General features: G+C 63.1%; 14 protein-coding genes. 13 read left to right on the top strand and 1 reads right to left on the bottom strand.

Annotation, left to right across the window (positions count from 1 at the left end; all coding sequences use genetic code 11):
• The first annotated feature begins 40 nt into the window (after positions 1–40).
• From FCU66_RS13465 to FCU66_RS13415, 11 genes are all read left to right on the top strand, one after another.
• Positions 41–3,421 carry an SPOR domain-containing protein gene (locus tag FCU66_RS13465; protein WP_136616269.1) on the top strand — a complete coding sequence of 1,127 codons (3,381 nt, stop codon included), beginning with the start codon at positions 41–43 and terminating at the stop codon, positions 3,419–3,421.
• A 132-nt stretch (positions 3,422–3,553) separates the two neighbouring features.
• A complete protein-coding gene (gene nagZ / locus FCU66_RS13460; RefSeq protein ID WP_136616268.1) occupies positions 3,554–4,573 on the top strand; it encodes a beta-N-acetylhexosaminidase in 1,020 nt (339 codons plus the stop codon).
• 62 nt (positions 4,574–4,635) lie between these two features.
• Positions 4,636–5,436 (top strand): segregation and condensation protein A, encoded by an 801-nt coding sequence (locus tag FCU66_RS13455; protein WP_136616288.1) that lies wholly within the window; start codon positions 4,636–4,638, stop codon positions 5,434–5,436.
• Positions 5,433–6,194 (top strand): SMC-Scp complex subunit ScpB, encoded by a 762-nt coding sequence (gene scpB / locus FCU66_RS13450; protein WP_136616267.1) that lies wholly within the window; start codon positions 5,433–5,435, stop codon positions 6,192–6,194. Before FCU66_RS13455 ends, scpB begins: the two co-directional genes overlap by 4 nt.
• A gap of 169 nt (positions 6,195–6,363) precedes the next feature.
• The gene (locus tag FCU66_RS13445; protein WP_013531295.1) at positions 6,364–6,585 is read left to right on the top strand and encodes a twin-arginine translocase TatA/TatE family subunit; all 222 of its coding nucleotides are present in this window, start codon (positions 6,364–6,366) and stop codon (positions 6,583–6,585) included.
• A gap of 29 nt (positions 6,586–6,614) precedes the next feature.
• Positions 6,615–7,418 carry a Sec-independent protein translocase protein TatB gene (gene tatB, locus FCU66_RS13440; RefSeq protein WP_136616266.1) on the top strand — a complete coding sequence of 268 codons (804 nt, stop codon included), beginning with the start codon at positions 6,615–6,617 and terminating at the stop codon, positions 7,416–7,418.
• The gene (gene tatC, locus FCU66_RS13435; protein ID WP_136616265.1) at positions 7,415–8,290 is read left to right on the top strand and encodes a twin-arginine translocase subunit TatC; all 876 of its coding nucleotides are present in this window, start codon (positions 7,415–7,417) and stop codon (positions 8,288–8,290) included. Before tatB ends, tatC begins: the two co-directional genes overlap by 4 nt.
• 198 nt (positions 8,291–8,488) lie before the next feature.
• Positions 8,489–9,793: a serine--tRNA ligase gene (gene serS, locus FCU66_RS13430; RefSeq protein WP_136616264.1), complete on the top strand. Its 1,305-nt coding sequence runs from the start codon at positions 8,489–8,491 to the stop codon at positions 9,791–9,793.
• Positions 9,793–10,551, top strand: coding sequence for a 5'/3'-nucleotidase SurE (surE, locus tag FCU66_RS13425; protein WP_024503850.1), 759 nt, complete (start codon positions 9,793–9,795; stop codon positions 10,549–10,551). The genes serS and surE overlap by 1 nt, the downstream gene beginning before the upstream one ends.
• Complete coding sequence (locus FCU66_RS13420; protein WP_136616263.1) at positions 10,548–11,207, top strand: protein-L-isoaspartate(D-aspartate) O-methyltransferase; 660 nt, start codon at positions 10,548–10,550, stop codon at positions 11,205–11,207. Before surE ends, FCU66_RS13420 begins: the two co-directional genes overlap by 4 nt.
• Before the next feature lie 295 nt (positions 11,208–11,502).
• The gene (locus tag FCU66_RS13415) at positions 11,503–13,023 is read left to right on the top strand and encodes a peptidoglycan DD-metalloendopeptidase family protein (protein ID WP_136616262.1); all 1,521 of its coding nucleotides are present in this window, start codon (positions 11,503–11,505) and stop codon (positions 13,021–13,023) included.
• A 103-nt stretch (positions 13,024–13,126) separates the two neighbouring features.
• On the opposite strand, the gene FCU66_RS13410 is transcribed toward FCU66_RS13415, so the two are convergent.
• Complete coding sequence (locus FCU66_RS13410) at positions 13,127–14,002, bottom strand: ATP-binding protein (protein WP_136616261.1); 876 nt, start codon at positions 14,000–14,002, stop codon at positions 13,127–13,129.
• A gap of 301 nt (positions 14,003–14,303) precedes the next feature.
• Here FCU66_RS13410 and yajC point away from each other — a divergent pair, with 301 nt between their 5' ends.
• Together yajC and secDF are read left to right on the top strand one after the other, a co-directional pair.
• Positions 14,304–14,642, top strand: coding sequence for a preprotein translocase subunit YajC (yajC, locus tag FCU66_RS13405; protein ID WP_027024896.1), 339 nt, complete (start codon positions 14,304–14,306; stop codon positions 14,640–14,642).
• 51 nt (positions 14,643–14,693) lie between these two features.
• Complete coding sequence (secDF, locus tag FCU66_RS13400) at positions 14,694–17,243, top strand: protein translocase subunit SecDF (protein WP_136616260.1); 2,550 nt, start codon at positions 14,694–14,696, stop codon at positions 17,241–17,243.
• The last annotated feature ends 10 nt before the right edge of the window (positions 17,244–17,253 follow it).

Genomic DNA, 17,253 nt, shown 5'->3' with positions numbered 1-17,253 from the left:
CGTCCATGGCGTCCGAATGAGTGCGAGTTCGGGAACAATAATGGCAGACAGAACCCAGCTGAGAGTAGCCGACAATAACGACATCGCTGACGATGATCCGTTCGCGGAACTGACCAGGATCATGGGATTCGACCCGCGCCAGCCGGTCAAGCCGCAATTGCCCGCCCAGCCGAAAGCCCCAGCCGCCGATCACGTGGCGGAAGAGGGCGATTTCGATATCGATCTCGAGAAGGAAATGATGGGCGAGTTCGGCGCTGACGACAGCGACGCCGCTCCGGTTGCCGAGGCTCACGAGCCGAGATTCGAACATGAGCCGGCGTTCGCCAGTGCAATGGACGACGAGCTTTCGCTGTCGCTCGACGACGATTTCCATCTGGACTTGGACGAAGTCGACGACCACGCAGCCGGCGTCAGCCATGCGGCCGCTGCTGAAACCACGCCAGCTGTAGAGCCGGCTTTCGAGTCCGATTTCGACAATGCCGTTGCCAGTTCACTTGAGGATGTCTCGCCCTTCGAGGATGATCAGCCGATGGCGGACGAGCTTGCCGCGTCGCTCGACCAGGACTTCCGGATCGATGAGGAAGCCGAAGAGGCCCAGCACCCGGTTGCCGTCGCCGATGCGCCAGCTTCAGTCGAGACGGCTTCCGATCATGAATTCGACGATGCGGTTGCGATCTCGCTCGAAGACGAACTGATGCTCGACGACCATTCGGCGGTGGAACAGTCCTACGCCGCTGCCGATCCCGTCGAGTATCCCATGCCGGAGCAGGCGGCTGCGCGTGATGCCCAGGCAATCTCCGGTGAGTATCTTGCCGGCGACTTCGACGACGCCATGGCTGATGTCGACATGGATTTTGACGTTCGCGCTGATGAGCCGGTCGCATTCGACGAGCCGGAAGCGCATGATGTGATTGCCGATACCGCGGATGCGAAGGGCGAGACTCCCAGCCCTGAAGCTGCGTCGGATGATGCTTTCGACCTGAACTTCGACGATACGTTTGCCGAAACAGTGGAAGAGCCGGTCGCTGAAATTGCCGCCGCTTCGCTCCAGCCGGTGGCGCCGGCCGCTGATATGGCCGAGCCGGTGCAAGCCCCGATCGCGGACGAAAGAAGCCTGGAAGACGAGTTGAATGCGCTGCTGGGCGCCATGACCGCGCGTACGGCGCCGGTGGCCCGCGAGCCCGTCACGGCTCCGCCGCCTGTCGCCGCTCCGCCACCTGTTGTCGAGGCTGCAGAGACCACTCAGGAACCGGCCGATCTTGTCGGCGACCTCGAGTGGGATCTCGACGAAGCTGCGGCTGAGCAGCCTCAGCACCTTGCCGCGGCCGAGGCGGTCGATGCGGATATCGATGATCTTGTGCTTGATGAAATTGAGGACCAGGATCCGGGCTTGGATGCTGCTGGACATGTCGATGTCGATGTCGATTTCGACAATGATGCGTTCGACGCGGCTTTGGCCAAGGGTCTCGATCCGCGTGACGTTGCCGCTTCCCGGGACGATTCGGCGGATTCGCTCGATTGGGTGGCGGGGCGTTCCCCACCGACAGAGCCGACCCGTTCGTGGAGCCGCGTGACGCCGGTTCCGCAGCAGCCGTCATTCAGCGCGCAGCCTGCGTTTAGCGCTCAGCCGGCCGCTTCGATGGCATCCATGGCCGCAGCGCCGGCAGTCGCCGCGGCGACGTCGTACCGTTCGGCCGAGCCAGTCGAGACAGTCGCGCCCGCAGCCCCAGTATCGGCGCCGCAATTGCGCCAGCCCGCGCGTTACGAAGACATGCCCGATGTCGAGACAGTCGACGTGCCCGAGCGTGTCGTGGCGCTGGCGGACGATCTCGATATTCCCGAACTGCATTTCGAGGAAGATCAGCCGGCGGCGTCTGGCTATGACGATCTCGACGCCGAGTTCTCCAGCCTTCTCTCCGAGATGAACGCGGTGGAGGTCGCTGCCGCTCCCGCAGGCGGCGTAGCCGGCGCGTCTTACGACGATGACTCCTACGCCACGGGCTTCAAGCCGGGCTATGACGGCGTCAGCCCTGGCTATGACGGGGTCAAGCCGGGCTATGATAGCGTCAAGCCGGGCTATGACGGGGTCAAGCCGGGTTATGAGCCGGAAGCGCGGACCTATGCGGCGCGGCCGATGGAAGTATCTGCCCGCGCGGCGGCGCCCAAGGGTTATGCCGATGCCTCCGATGGCTTCGATTTCGACAGTCTGCCCGGCAGCCAGCCGGTTTCACAGGCGGATGATTTCACCGTCGATGAACTGGACTACGATCCCGAACTCGACGAGGCGATGGCCGTTCCGGGTCTCGGCGAGCGCGAGGCCGCGAGGCCTTCGCGGGGACGTGGCCTGTTCATCGCCGCGATTGTCGGCGCGGTGGCGGTGGCTGGCGGCCTCGGTGCCTTTGCGCTGTCTTTCGGCGGCAAGGGCGGCAGCGAAGCGCCGGTGATCGTCAAGGCCGACAACGCGCCGATCAAGGTCAAGCCGGAGAATCCGGGCGGTGCCGTGGTGCCGAACCAGGACAACAAGGTCTACGACGCGGTCAGGGGTGCGAAGCCCGCCGAGCCGGTCCAGGAAAAACTGGTCACCAACACCGAAGAGCCGGTGGACGTCCAGGCGAAGGACCCGGCCCGCGCCATCGATCTTTCACCGGACCAGAACGCAGGTGCCGTTGGCACCGATGTCGGCAACGCCGCGCCAACGGCCGGCGACGCTTCGGCCGACAACATGGCGGCCGCGCCCAAGTCCGAGGATCGCATCGCGCAGGTGCTGCAGGATGCCGACAAGGGCACCAATGCCGATGTCGTCGCCGTTGCGCCGCGCAAGGTAAGGACCATGGTGGTCAAGTCGGACGGTTCGCTGGTGCCGCGTGAAGATCCGGCGCCCGCTCCGCAAGTGGCCGCAACGGAGCCGATCGACCCGGCGCCGCAGCATGTTGCCCCGACGGCGCAGGCCGATACAGACCAGACCGGCACCGTGGCGCCTGCCGCCGCACAGGCGGACGAGCCGGCCCTCAAGCCGGCAGCCAAGCCCAAGACTGAAGCCAAGGCCCAGTCGGCCAACACGCCGGCAAAGGTTCCGCTCGCGCCGCAGCGTCCGTCCGATCAGCCGGTCGACGTCGTCGGCGAGGTCAAGCCCGATCAGGTTGCGTCCATCGATCCGGCATCGACCGCGACCGGCGGTGGTTCGTGGTCGATGCAGATCGCTTCGCAGCCGACGGTCGAAAGCGCCCAGTCCAGCTATCAGGATCTGCAGCGCCGCTACGGCAGCGTGCTTGCTGGCCGTACAGCCAACATCGTCAAGGCCGAGATCGCCGGCAAGGGCACGTTCTACCGTGTGCGGGTTCCGGCGCAGTCGCGCAACGACGCGATCAATCTGTGCACCAGCTACAAGGCTGCCGGCGGCAACTGTTTCGTCTCGCGCTAGAGCCGGAGCCACCCAATCAAAAGCCGGCGCGGTCACCGCGCCGGCTTTTTTCATGGGGAAAGCAGATCTGGCATTTGATCGCTTGTGATCCGGATGATTCCCTTTGATCGCGCGAAGCTTTAGACTCCTGAGATGACCGAATCAAAATCCATGATCCTCGGCTGTGCCGGGAAATCGCTCACCCGCGAAGAAATCAATTTCTATCGCAATGAATGCCCATGGGCCTTCATCCTGTTTGCGCGCAACATCGGCGAGACCGAACAGATCCGCGATCTGGTCGCCTCGATGCGTGACTGCATCGGACGCCCGGACCCGCTGGTGTTCATCGACCAGGAAGGCGGCCGTGTGCAGCGCCTGCGGCCGCCGCTGGCGCCGAACTATCCGGCCGGTGGCGCGCTCGGCGCGCTGTGGCGCGACGACCATGATGCCGGCGCCCGCGCGGCCTGGCTTATGGCGCGGCTGCATGCCTTCGACCTGCTGCGCTACGGCATCACCGCCGACTGCCTGCCGGTGCTCGACGTGCCGATCGAAGGCGCCAGCGATGTCATCGGCGCGCGTGCCTATGGCAAGGACCCGCGACCGGTGATCGAACTCGGCCGTGCCGCGGCGGAGGGGCTAATGGCAGGTGGTGTGCTGCCAGTCATGAAGCATATTCCGGGCCATGGCCGCGCCTTTGCCGACACGCATTTCGAATTGCCTGTGGTCAACGCCTCGCTCAGCGATCTGCAGCGGCATGATTTCGCCCCGTTTAGGGAGCTCAACCATCTGCCGATGGCAATGACGGCGCATGTCGTCTACAGCGCAATCGACCCCAACAACCCGGCAACCACCTCCGGCAAGGTTATCGACGAGATCATCCGGCGCGAAATCGGCTTCGACGGGCTGCTGATGAGCGACGACACGTCGATGAAGGCACTTTCTGGGGATTTCCCGACAAAGGCGGCCTCGATCCTTGCGGCGGGCTGCGATCTGGTCCTTCACTGCAATGGCGTTTTCGAGGAGATGGCCGGCATCGCATCGCGGACCACGGGGCTTGAGGGCACGTCGCTGGAGCGCGCAAAGCGGGCGCTGACCTATATAAAGAACCGTGACACGGTCGAAGAAACCGAAATTCGTGCCGAATTCGCCACCTACTTCGATGCGGTGGCATAGCAAAGGGAAAGTGACAGGCAGTGGCGGAAACATTGGAAAGCAAGGCCGCGAAGGCCGCACCGATGGACCGTCTGTGGGCCGAGAATGACGATTCACGCGTCACCGGCGACCCGTCGCTGGTCGTCGACGTGGCCGGCTTCGAAGGTCCACTCGATCTTCTGCTGCATCTTGCCCGCACCCAGAAGGTCGATCTGGCGCGCATTTCGATCCTGGCGCTGGTCGAGCAATATCTGACCTTTGTCGAGACGGCGAGGGCGCTCAGGCTTGAGCTTGCCGCCGACTATCTGGTGATGGCGGCGTGGTTGGCCTTCCTCAAGTCGAAGCTTCTGATCCCCAAGCAGCCGGGCGACGAGGGCGAAAGCGGCGAGGAACTGGCGGCGGTGCTGCAGTTCCGGCTGAAGCGGCTGGAAGCCATGCGTGACGCTTCGGCGCGCCTGGTCAACCGCAACCGGCTCGGCCGTGACGTGTTCGCGCGCGGCATGCCGGAAATGGTCATCGTCGAAAAGCGCAACGCCTATTCGGCCTCGCTCTACGATCTGTTGACCGCCTACGCCCAGCAGCGGCAGAAGCAGGCGATCAACAATGTCACTATCGCCAGGCGCGGTGTCTGGTCGCTCAAGGACGCGCGCGATATCCTGACCCGTCTGGTCGGGGCCGTGAGCGACTGGACGACGCTGGAAAGTTTTCTGATCGTGTACATGACCAGCCCCGAGGAGCGGCGCACGGCGATCGCCAGTTCGTTTGCGGCCACGCTGGAACTGGTGCGCGAAGGCACGATGGACATGCGGCAGGATGAAGTGTTCGCGCCGATCTATCTGCGCGGCCGCACGCAGGCAATCAAGGCAGTCGAGGTGGCATCATGAGCGAACGCGCTTCGGTTATCCCGTTCAAGGTCGACGATGAATCCGAAGAGGAGTCGCTTTCCCAGGACCCGGCCGAGCAAAAGGTACACAATCCGGCCGAGCGGCTGCATCTGGCGGAAGCCGTGCGCATGGCCGAGGCGATCGTGTTCGCCAGCGCTGAGCCTGTCAGCGAAAAGCAGCTTGCGGCACGCCTTCCGGACGGCATCAACATCGCCCTGGCCATGGCCGAGCTGCAGCAGATCTATGCGCGGCGCGGCGTCAATCTGGTGCGTATCGGCGACGCCTGGGCGTTCCGCACGGCCGGTGATCTCGCTTTCCTGATGAGCCGGGATACTGTCCAACAAAGGAAACTCTCCCGCGCGGCCCTCGAAGTGCTGGCGATCATCGCCTATCACCAGCCGGTGACGCGCGCCGAGATCGAGGACATCCGCGGCGTCGAAACCTCGAAAGGCACGCTCGACACGCTGCTGGAAACGGAATGGGTGCGCATGCGCGGCCGGCGCAAAACGCCGGGACGCCCTGTCACCTACGGCACCACCGACACCTTCCTCGACCATTTCGCGCTGGAAGAGATCCGCGATCTGCCGGGCATGGAGGAACTGAAGGGGGCGGGGCTGCTTTCGGGCCGTATGCCGTCGAATTTCGCCATTCCGGTTCCGCCGTCCGATCCCGATGCGTTGACCGACGATGAGGATGCGCTGACCGACATCGATCTCGAGGAACTCGGCCTGCTGACGCCGCGCGTCACGGAAGATTGACTGGCTTTGGCCGCCGATCTGTCGAGGATGCGCGGATTCGTAGCGGGCCATCACGCCGAAAATGCGTGACATCCGCCACCCTTTCATAAACTCTGTCGCAGTTGTGTTTGAATCCCAACGCGAAAACGCATAGATCATCGCCAGGGAAAACATTCGAGAGAGATTTGCTATGGGTTCATTTTCGATTTGGCACTGGATGATCGTGCTGGTGATCGTGCTTTTGGTGTTCGGCCGCGGCAAGATTCCCGAGCTGATGGGCGACATGGCCAAGGGCATCAAGAGCTTCAAGAAGGGCATGGCCGACGACGACGTTGCCGAAGACAAGCGCACCGTCGAACATCGCGCCGACGAGACCGTTGCGGCCGCGAAGGAAAAAGCCAGCAAGAGCTGAGCCAAAGGTTCTAGTCGGAACAGAGTGCCATGTTTGAAGTCGGCTGGACCGAAATGCTGGTCATCGCGATCGTCATGATCGTGGTCGTCGGGCCTAAGGATTTGCCCAATATGCTGCGCACCTTCGGCCGCACGACGGCGAAGCTGCGCGCCATGGCTTCCGATTTCCAGAAACAGTTCAACGAAGCGCTGAAGGAAGCCGAGCTCGACGACGTCAAGAAGTCCGTCGACGAGCTCAGGGGTCTCAGTCCGATGGCCGAGATCAGGAAGCAGCTCAATCCGTTCGAACAGGCCGCGGCCGACGTTCGCTCCGGCGTCGATGCGGCGATGAAGCCGAAGCCGGCGGCTGATCCGGCAACGCCGGCCGCTTCGACCCCGCAGGCGGCCGAGCCGTTGAAGAACGGTGCAACGACCATGCCTGGCGTCAACGGACCGGAGGCAGCACCTGCAACGCCGATTTTCCCGGCAATGACCGATGAATCGGTGGTGACGTCGTCAGTGCCGCCGGCACCTGTTTCGGCGTCGAAGGCGTCCGCGGCGAAGAAAGCAGCCAAGCCTGCGCCGGCAAAGGCGACGCCGGTTGCAAAAGCACTGGCCAAGGCTTCGGCAACCGACGCAAAGGCTGCCGCGCCGGCGAAAATGGTCACCGCGAAGGCCACGCCTGCGCCCAAGGCGCCAGTGAAGACCGTGACGGCGGCAAAGGCTGAAACGCCCAAAGCCGCGAAGCCTGCCGTGGCCAAGGTGATCGCGACCAAGACCGTGGCGAAAGCCGAACCGAAGCCTGCTGCGGCGAAGAAGCCAGCGGCCAAGAAGACGGCTGGAGCCGCCAAGTGAGCGTTTCGGACACCGAAAAGGACGAGATCGAGAAATCGTCGGCGCCGCTGATGGAGCATCTGATCGAGTTGCGCCGGCGGCTGATCTGGTCGATCGGCGGTTTCTTTGTCGCCTTCCTGGTTTGTTTCTTCTTCGCCAAGAAGCTGTTCAACCTGCTTGTGATCCCGTTCAAATGGGCGACGAAATGGGCAGGGCTCGATCCGCATAAGGTCGAGCTGATCTACACCGCGCCGCAGGAATTCTTCTTCACCCAGGTCAAGCTGGCCATGTTCGGCGGCATGGTGATCGCCTTTCCGCTGATCGCCACGCAGATCTACAAATTCATCGCGCCCGGCCTCTACAAGAACGAACGCAATGCTTTCCTGCCGTTCCTGATCGCATCGCCGATCCTGTTCCTGATGGGCGCGTCGCTGGTCTATTTCTTCTTCACGCCGATGGTGATGTGGTTCTTCCTCGCCATGCAGCAGGCCGGCACCGACGACCAGGTGCAGATCTCGCTGCTGCCGAAAGTGTCGGAATATCTCAGCCTGATCATGACGCTGATCTTCTCCTTCGGCCTGGTGTTCCAGTTGCCGGTGGTGACCAGCCTGATGACACGGGTCGGCATGCTGTCGTCCAAGGGGCTGGCCGAGAAGCGCAAATGGGCGATCGTCATCGCCTTCGTCGTCGCGGCCGTGCTGACGCCGCCCGATCCGATGAGCCAGATCGGCCTCGCCATTCCGACCATCCTTCTCTACGAGGTCTCCATCTGGGCCGCCCGGCTGATCGAGCGCGATCAGGAAAAGCAGCGGGTGGCGCGCGAGAAGCAGGACGCGGCGGAAACCGTGGCGGACAAGGCCCCGGACGAGCCTCCGGCGCCTGCGGCCTCGTAGGCAACAGAGCGGCGGCAGCGGCGGAAAAAGACAGTCGCCGCCCCGCCCATCTTGCATCGATCTCAGATGCGGTTTACGCCCTCTGGCTGAAACGCATCGCACTCAAAGCGATGCGTTTCAGTTTTGTTTTGAGCATGTCGTTGTCCCAAAACCGCTGCGCACTTTTGGGCGACATGCTACCCGAGGAGCGTTCAAACCATGCTTGACATCAAATGGATTCGCGACAACCCGAAGGCCCTTGTCGAGGCGCTGGTAAAGCGCTCGTGGTCGGCGGGTGAGGCGCAGTCCACGGTCGACGGGCTGATTGCCTCGGACGAGGCGCGGCGCGAACACGTCACCGAACTGCAGACCAAGCAGGAGCGCCGCAATGCCGCCTCGAAAGAAATCGGCAACGCCATGCGTTCGGGCGACGCGGCACTTGCGGAAAGGCTGAAAGCCGAGGTCGGCGAGATAAAGACCTTCATCCAGAACGGCGAGGCGCGCGAACGCGAGCTCGACAAGGCGCTGAACGATGCGCTTGCGGTGTTGCCCAACGTGCCCTTCGACGATGTGCCGGTCGGCAAGGATGAGCACGACAATGTCGTCAAGCACACCGTTGGCAAGGTGCCAACGCGGCCGAACTGGGTGAAGGAGCATTTCGAGATCGGCGAAGCGCTCGGCATGATGGATTTCGAGCGCGCGGCGAAACTGTCGGGCTCGCGCTTTACCGTGCTGAAAAGCGGGCTGGCGAGGATGGAACGCGCGCTCGGCCAGTTCATGCTCGACCTGCACACGACCGAGCATGGCTATGAAGAAGTCATCCCGCCGCTGATGGTCAAGGACGACGTTCTCTTCGGCACCAACCAGTTGCCGAAGTTCGAGGAAGATCTGTTCTTCACGCCGCACGGGGAGGGCCGGCTTGGCCTGATCCCGACCGCCGAAGTGCCACTCACCAACCTGGTGCGAGAGGAGATCACCGCGCATGAAAAACTGCCGCTGCGCTACACCGCGCTGACGCCGTGCTTCCGTTCGGAAGCGGGTTCGGCCGGACGTGACACGCGCGGCATGCTGCGCCAGCATCAGTTCTACAAGGTCGAGCTGGTGTCGATCACCGACCAGGAATCGTCACTTGCCGAGCATGAGCGGATGACGCAATGCGCCGAGGAAGTGCTGAAGCGGCTCGGGCTGCCGTTCCGCACCATGACGCTGTGCACCGGCGACATGGGCTTTGGCGCGCGCAAGACCTACGACATCGAGGTTTGGCTACCCGGCCAGAACGCCTATCGCGAGATCTCGTCCTGTTCGGTGTGCGGCGATTTCCAGGCGCGCCGCATGGACGCCCGCTACAAGGACAAGGATGGCAAGGGCAACCGCTTCGTCCACACGCTCAACGGTTCGGGCACTGCCGTCGGCCGCGCCCTCATCGCTGTCATCGAAAACTACCAGAACGAGGATGGCAGCGTAACCATTCCTGAAGTGCTGCGGCCTTACATGGGCGGTCTGGAAAAGATCGAAGCGAAATAATGCGCATTCTCCTGACCAATGACGACGGCATTCATGCCGAGGGCCTGGCGTCGCTCGAACGGGTCGCGCGCACACTGTCCGACGATGTCTGGGTGGTGGCGCCGGAGCAGGACCAGTCCGGCTACGCGCATTCGCTGTCGATCTCGGAGCCGCTGCGGCTGCGCAAGATCGGCGAGAAGCACTTTGCCGTGCGCGGCACGCCGACCGATTGCGTCATCATGGGCGTCAAGAAAATCCTGCCCGGCGCACCCGACCTGATCCTGTCCGGCATCAATTCCGGCGCCAACATCGCCGACGATGTCACCTATTCGGGAACCGTCGCCGGGGCCATGGAAGGCGCGCTGCTCGGCATCCGCTCGATCGCGCTGAGCCAAGGCTACAGCTATGTCGGCGAAGACCGCGTCGTCCCTTACGAGACGACCGAGGCGCTGGCGCCGGCATTGCTGAAGAAATTGGTCGCAACGCCGCTGCCTGACGGTGTTTTGCTGAACGTCAATTTTCCGAACTGCACGCCCGAAGAGGTCGCCGGTACAGTGGTCACTTCGCAAGGCAAGCTCGTGCACAGCCTGTGGGTCGACGAGCGCCGCGACGGGCGCGGCCTGCCTTACTACTGGCTGCGCTTCGGCCGCGAGCCGGTCGAAGGCAAGCAAGGCACCGACCTCTACGCTCTGCGCAACAGGCTGGTGTCGGTGACGCCCCTGCAACTCGACCTCACAGCGCATGAAATCCGTGACCAACTGAGCAAGGCGCTTGCATGAACCAGGGGCTCCCGATCGATGACCGTGAAGGCTTTGCCGCCTTTCTGCTGCGCCTGCGCGGCCGGGGGACGGTGCCGAAGGCATTGATCGCGGCCTTCGAGGCGACACCGCGGCGCGGTTTCCTCGCCGCCCAGTTCCATCAGATCGCCTGGTCGGACCGCATGCTGCCGATCGAATGCGGCGAGGCGATCGAGGGCGCCGACATGCAGGCGGCGGTGATCGCGGCGCTCGCCATCGAGCAGGGCAACCGCGTGCTCGAGGTCGGCACCGGCTCTGGCTATACCTCGGCGGTGATGTCGCGGCTGGCGGCGCGGGTTGTCACCACCGATCGCTACAAGACGCTCGTCGAGCAAGCCAGGCAGCGCTTCGAGGCACTCGGCATCGGCAATGTGATCGTGCGCCACGCCGATGGTTCCGGCGGTCTGCCGAATGAAGGGCCGTTCGATCGCATCGTCGCCTGGGCTGCCTTCGACAGCCTGCCGCGCTTCCTGCTCGACCAATTGTCGAGCGGCGGCATCGTCATTGCCCCGATCGGACCTGAAGAGGGCGAACAGGTGCTGGCCAAGCTGACCAAGGTCGGCAGCCGGTTCGAGCGCGAGGACATCGGCCTCGTCCGCCTGCAGCCGATCTTGCGCAGTGTCGCGGCCGTCATTTAGGGGCGCTGATATTCAGGTGATGCCGGCCCGCAAACGTTGGCTTCCTGCGCTTCCGGTGCTCACGTACCAAAAGTACGCTCCGCTCGTCGCAAGGGCGACCTCGGAAGCCACCTTGTTTGGTCGCTTCGTGCCTGTCTTCGACTCCGGCTCGGCCTGACCTGAATCTCAACACCTCTCAGCTCGCTCTTCTAATATTTTAAGAAAATTGCGCCGGATTCCATGAGGTTAACCGTCGAGTAACATTAACGCGCTTTAATCATGCCTAGTTTGTACCGGGTATGTGCGGGTCAGTGCGATGCAACTCAGTGTTTTGAAGGCAAATGGACGCAATCTGGCGCGAGGCTGCGCCGTCCTCATGATTGCAGGCGCCGCGGCCGGGTGCAGTTCCCAGGTTTCGCGGTTCAATGGCGTCGACGACGTCTTTACATCCTCGACCAACAATCAGCGCACCATCATCAACAAGCAGGATGCCGTACAACAGCCCTATCCGGGCGATGTCGCGGCCGCTCCGCTCGATGGCAGCCATACACAATCGGTCAGCCGCTCCAGCCTCGAGCCGGTCTCGACGCGGCCGCTGCCGCCGCCCGTTGCCCAGGCACAGCCGGCTCCCGCACTTGCGCCCGCAGCGAAGCCGATGCGCACCGCATTGGCCCCGGCACCGCATGTCGACAGGACCACGACAGGCACCGTCGCTCCGGCCGCATCGCCCTTCAAGGTTGCGCAGCCGGATGAGCCGCGAGTGGCGTCCTCTGGTAAGCCGCATGCAACCGAGATTGTCGTTCGGGACGGCGAAACGATTGGCGGCCTGGCGCAACGCTACAAGGTGCCGTCCGACGTGATCATGAAGGTCAACGGGCTGAGCGCGACCAAGGGGCTGAAGACCGGCCAGAAGCTGGTCATCCCGGCCTATGCCTATTCGAGCAAGGGCGAGCCGAAAGTCGCCGATGCCAAGCCGGCCAAAGACGGCAAGCATGACCTGCCGGCCACTGCGCCGGACAAGGTCGCCGTTCTGCCGCAGCAGCCGAAGCTCAAGGAGGGCAAGTCCGCCGCTCAGGTCGACACGTCGGCCGCGGCGAGCCAGCCCAAGGAGCCCAAGCCGCAGGTGGCAGCGGCCAAGGCGACTGGCGCTGCTGGCACCTACACGGTCCAGTCGGGCGATACGATGTCCTCGATTGCCAGGAAGACCGGCGTCGGCGTCGTTGCTCTCAAGCAGGCCAACGGGATGAAGGATGGACTGCTCAAGATCGGCCAGACCCTGAAGGTACCGGCCGGCGGAACCGCGACGGTCGCCAGCGCCAAGCCGGCCAAGATCGATCCGGTGACCACGGCCACCACGCAGCCAGCGGCAAAGACCACGCCGTCGGAAACGCTGGCGTCCTACACGCCGCCGAAGAAAGATTCGAAGGTCATCCAGCAGGCCGAGGACGACGACGCCGTCGCGCCCGACGCTACCGGCATCGGTAAGATGCGCTGGCCGGTGCGCGGCCGTGTGATCTCCGGTTTCGGCTCCGGCAAGGACGGCGTCGATATCGCTGTGCCGACGGGAACGCCGGTCAAGGCAGCCGAGAACGGCGTCGTCATCTATGCCGGCGACGGCCTCAAGGAATTCGGCAACACGGTGCTGGTGCGCCACGAGAACGGCCTGGTCACCGTCTACGGCCATGCCAGCTCGATCGAGGTGCAACGCGGCCAGAAGGTCAAGCGCGGCCAGGAAATCGCGCTGTCGGGCATGAGCGGCACGACGGACTCGCCGAAGCTGCACTTCGAAGTGCGCAAGAATTCGGCTCCGGTCGATCCGTCGGGCTATCTCGAATAGAAGAAAAAAAGCAATTTGCGGGTGCCGTCTGACCTCCAGTCCGGCCCGCCGGCTCAGCCCGTTCCGCAAGGAACGGGCTTTTTCAGTTCAGCTTCGAGACGGGTTAGTCTTTGAGCGGCTTGCCGAGGCGCCCAGCCAGGTCCTGGGTGAACTGCCAGGCGACGCGGCCCGAGCGGCTGCCGCGCGTCGTCGCCCATTCCAAGGCTTCGGCGCGCAGTTGGTCGGGATCCATGGCGAGATCGTGATGGCGGACATAGCCGTCGATCATGTCGAGATATTCGTCCTGCGAACATTTGTGAAAGCCGAGCCACAGCCCGAAGCGGTCGGACAGCGACACCTTTTCCTCCACCGCCTCGGACGGGTTGATGGCGGTCGAGCGCTCATTGTCGATCATGTCGCGCGGCAACAGATGCCGGCGGTTCGAGGTGGCATAGAAGATGACATTGACTGGCCGGCCCTCGACACCGCCTTCGAGCGCTGCCTTGAGCGACTTGTAGGAGGTGTCGTCGTGGTCGAAGGAGAGGTCGTCGCAAAACAGGATGAAGCGGAAGGGGGCTGCCTTCAGCAGGCCCATCAGCTTCGGCAGCGTGTCGATGTCCTCGCGATGGATTTCGATCAGCTTCAACGGCAGGTCGGACTTGGCCTTGGCGTTGATCTCGGCATGCACGGCCTTGACCAGCGACGATTTGCCCATGCCGCGCGCGCCCCATAACAACACGTTGTTGGCTGGATAGCCGGCCGCGAAGCGTTCGGTGTTGTCGACAAGGATGTCGCGGACGCGGTCGACGCCACGGATCAGGCCGATGTCGACGCGGTTGACCTTGCGCACCGGCTCCAGATAGCCAGGATCGGCCTGCCAGACGAAGCAATCGGCCTCGCCGAGGTCGGTTTGGGGCACCGGCGGCGGGGCGAGGCGGGTCACCGCCTCGATCAGCCGGTCAAGCTTCTGGTTCAGGGCTTCAATGCTGCTGTCGGTCATGTCTGTCTTTTTGTTTTTCGCGTTTTTGACGTGTGGGAGCGTGAACGTGGCCGATTCCGTCTGATACAAAACCGGTTGCAACCTTTTGTTCGAGCGTGATCTCTGGACAAACGGTTTCCGTTTGTCCGAGAAAACCGGCTCGCGCTTTTCGCGATCATGCTCTAACACGGCTCAACAGGCCGGAAAAGCAGCCGATTTGCCGGGCCGCGCAGTTGCATTGACAACTTTACCGACTATATTCCGGCCAAATTTCAAGGGGCCGCAAAATTGGCGGCTGTTTTCAAAATTCAGGAGTACCTCGATGTTCGTGACACCGGCATACGCCCAAGGTATCGGCGCCTCTCCCGACATGTTCATCAGCATTTTGCCGTTTGTCCTGATTTTCGTGATCATGTATTTTCTGATCATCCGGCCGCAGCGCACGCAGCTGAAGAAGCGCGGCGAGATGCTGGCGGCGGTCCGTCGCGGCGATACGGTCGTCACCGGTGGCGGTTTCGTCGGCAAGGTGACCAAGGTGATCGACGATAACGAGCTCGAGATCGACCTCGGCGGTGGTACCAAGGTGACCGCGCTGCGTTCGACGATCGCCGATGTGCGCGTCAAGGGCGAGCCGGTGGCCAACCAGAACGCCAAGAAATAATCCAATTTTAGGCGGAGCGATCCGCGGACACGCTCTGACGGACGACGCCATATGCTGTATTTTTCGCGCTTCAAGATGATCCTGATCTGGGTGGCTGTGGCCATCACAGTGATCCTCGCCGCGCCCAACCTCATCCCCGCAAGCACCTTGGCCCAACTGCCCAGCTGGGTGCCGAAGCGTCAGATGACGCTCGGCCTCGATCTGCAGGGCGGCTCGCACATCCTGCTGGAGATGAATCAGAACGATCTGATCAAGGACCGGCTGGAGACGACGCGCGACGAAATCCGCACGCTGCTGCGCGACGCCAAGGTCGGCTATACCGGCCTTGCCGGCACGGGACGGACCTTGCAGGTCCGCATCACCGATCCCGCCCAGGTCGATGCCGCCAAGACGGCACTGAAGACGCTGACCGATCCGGTCGCTGCCGGCCTGTTCACAGGCGGCTCCATCCAGGAAATGACGCTCGACGATTCCGAGCCCGGCCTGCTCAAGTTCAACGTCACCGATGCCGGCATCAAATATCGCACATCGACCGCATTGACGCAGTCGATCGAGGTGGTCGAGCGCCGCGTCAACGAACTCGGCACGACCGAACCTATCGTGCAGCGGCAGGGCGACGACCGCATCCTTGTCCAGGTGCCGGGTCTCCAGGACCCGCAAAGGCTGAAGGAAATCCTCGGCCAGACCGCCAAGCTGACCTTCCAGATGGTCGACCAGTCGATGCCGGTGCAGGACGCGCTCAATGGCCGTCCGCCTGCCGGTTCATCGGTGCTGTATTCGCAGGACGATCCGCCGGTTCCGTATCTGATCGAGAACCGCGTCATCGTCTCGGGTGAAAACCTCGTCGATGCACAGGCGACCTACAACTCGCAGAACAACGAGCCGGTGGTGTCGTTCCGCTTCGATTCGAAGGGCGCCGCGCGCTTCGGTCAGGCCACTGCGCAGAATGTCGGCAAGCTGTTCGCCATCATCCTCGACAACCAGGTGATTTCGGCGCCGCAGATCCGCGAGCCTATCCTGGGCGGCACCGGCCAGATCTCCGGCAATTTCACCGCCCAGAGCGCCAACGACCTCGCGGTGCTGCTGCGCGCCGGCGCCTTGCCCGCGACGCTGACGGTGATCGAAGAACGCACAGTGGGTCCCGGCCTCGGCCAGGATTCGATCCATGCCGGCAAGGTCGCCGGCATCATCGGTTCGATCCTCGTCGTCGCCTTCATGTTCGTCGCCTATGGCTTCCTCGGCTTCCTCGCCAACATCGCGCTGGCTGTGCACGTGGCGATGATCGTCGGGGTGCTCTCGGTGCTTGGTGCGACGCTGACCTTGCCGGGCATCGCCGGTATCGTGCTGACCATCGGCATGGCGGTCGATTCCAACGTTCTGATCTACGAGCGCATCCGCGAGGAGCGACGCGCCGGCCGCTCCGTGATCCAGGCCATCGACACCGGTTTCACCAAGGCGCTGGCGACCATCGTCGATTCCAACATCACCTCGCTGATCGCGACGGTGGTGTTGTTCTATCTCGGTACCGGGCCGGTTAAGGGCTTTGCCATCACTTATGCGATCGGCATCCTGACAACCGTCTTCACCGCCTTCACCTTCACCCGACTGCTGGTCTCGATCTGGCTGCGCCGTGCTCGCCCGAAGGAATTGCCGAAGGCGCCGGTGACCTTCGTCCCGCCCGGCACGAAAATTCCCTTCATGGGCATCCGTCGCTGGACGTTCACGCTGTCAAGCGCGCTGTCGATCCTGTCGGTGGTGCTGTTCATGACCGTCGGCATCAATTACGGCATCGATTTCAAGGGCGGTTCGCTGATCGAGGTGCAGGCCAAGAGCGGCAATGCCGATCTCGCCGACCTTCGTGCCAGATTGACGGAACTCAACATCGGTGAAGTCCAGGTGCAGCAGTTCGGTGCGCCGAACGACGTGCTGATCCGCGTCGGGACGCAGGATGGCGGCGAGAATGCCGAGCAGACCGTCATCGACAAGGTGCGCGGTGAGCTGCAGGACAATTATGACTTCCGCCGCGTCGAAGTGGTGGGACCGACGGTCTCCGGCGAACTCGCCAAGCAAGGCACGATCGCCATGCTGATCGCGCTGCTCGGCATCCTGATCTATGTCTGGTTCCGCTTCGAATGGCAGTTCGCGGTCGGCGCCATCGTGGCGACGGTGCACGATGTGGTCATGACACTTGGCTTCTTCGTCATCAGCGGACTGGAGTTTAACCAGTCATCGCTGGCGGCGATCCTGACCATTATCGGCTATTCGCTGAACGATACGATCGTGGTCTATGACCGTGTCCGAGAGGACCTGCGAAAATACAAGCGTATGCCGCTGCCGCAGCTGTTGAACAACGCCATCAACGAGACGCTGTCGAGAACGACGCTGACCTCGGTGACGACGATCCTGGCGCTGCTGGCGCTGGTGCTGTTCGGCGGCGAGGTGATCCGTTCGTTCACGATGGCCATGCTGTTCGGCGTCGTCTTCGGCACCTATTCGTCGATCTTCATCGCCGCACCGCTGCTGATCCTGTTCAAGCTGCGGCCGCAGGCTTCGACCGACGAGGAGAAGCCGGTCGGCGGTGGCAAGGCGGTCGCGACCTGACGCGCCGCCC

This window comes from Mesorhizobium norvegicum, assembly GCF_004919685.1.
GTDB lineage: Bacteria > Pseudomonadota > Alphaproteobacteria > Rhizobiales > Rhizobiaceae > Mesorhizobium > Mesorhizobium norvegicum.
The sequence above is the reverse complement of the archived record's forward strand: the minus strand, read 5'-3'. Positions and strand labels throughout refer to the sequence as shown.

What these genes read in the sequence shown, in the direction of transcription:
- FCU66_RS13465 (WP_136616269.1), top strand. Translation starts at nt 41, where the DNA reads ATGGCAGACAGAACCCAGCTGAGAGTAGCCGACAATAACGACATCGCT.
- nagZ (WP_136616268.1), top strand. Translation starts at nt 3,554, where the DNA reads ATGACCGAATCAAAATCCATGATCCTCGGCTGTGCCGGGAAATCGCTC.
- FCU66_RS13455 (WP_136616288.1), top strand. Translation starts at nt 4,636, where the DNA reads ATGGACCGTCTGTGGGCCGAGAATGACGATTCACGCGTCACCGGCGAC.
- scpB (WP_136616267.1), top strand. Translation starts at nt 5,433, where the DNA reads ATGAGCGAACGCGCTTCGGTTATCCCGTTCAAGGTCGACGATGAATCC.
- FCU66_RS13445 (WP_013531295.1), top strand. Translation starts at nt 6,364, where the DNA reads ATGGGTTCATTTTCGATTTGGCACTGGATGATCGTGCTGGTGATCGTG.
- tatB (WP_136616266.1), top strand. Translation starts at nt 6,615, where the DNA reads ATGTTTGAAGTCGGCTGGACCGAAATGCTGGTCATCGCGATCGTCATG.
- serS (WP_136616264.1), top strand. Translation starts at nt 8,489, where the DNA reads ATGCTTGACATCAAATGGATTCGCGACAACCCGAAGGCCCTTGTCGAG.
- surE (WP_024503850.1), top strand. Translation starts at nt 9,793, where the DNA reads ATGCGCATTCTCCTGACCAATGACGACGGCATTCATGCCGAGGGCCTG.
- FCU66_RS13420 (WP_136616263.1), top strand. Translation starts at nt 10,548, where the DNA reads ATGAACCAGGGGCTCCCGATCGATGACCGTGAAGGCTTTGCCGCCTTT.
- FCU66_RS13415 (WP_136616262.1), top strand. Translation starts at nt 11,503, where the DNA reads ATGCAACTCAGTGTTTTGAAGGCAAATGGACGCAATCTGGCGCGAGGC.
- FCU66_RS13410 (WP_136616261.1), bottom strand. Translation starts at nt 14,002, where the DNA reads ATGACCGACAGCAGCATTGAAGCCCTGAACCAGAAGCTTGACCGGCTG.
- yajC (WP_027024896.1), top strand. Translation starts at nt 14,304, where the DNA reads ATGTTCGTGACACCGGCATACGCCCAAGGTATCGGCGCCTCTCCCGAC.
- secDF (WP_136616260.1), top strand. Translation starts at nt 14,694, where the DNA reads ATGCTGTATTTTTCGCGCTTCAAGATGATCCTGATCTGGGTGGCTGTG.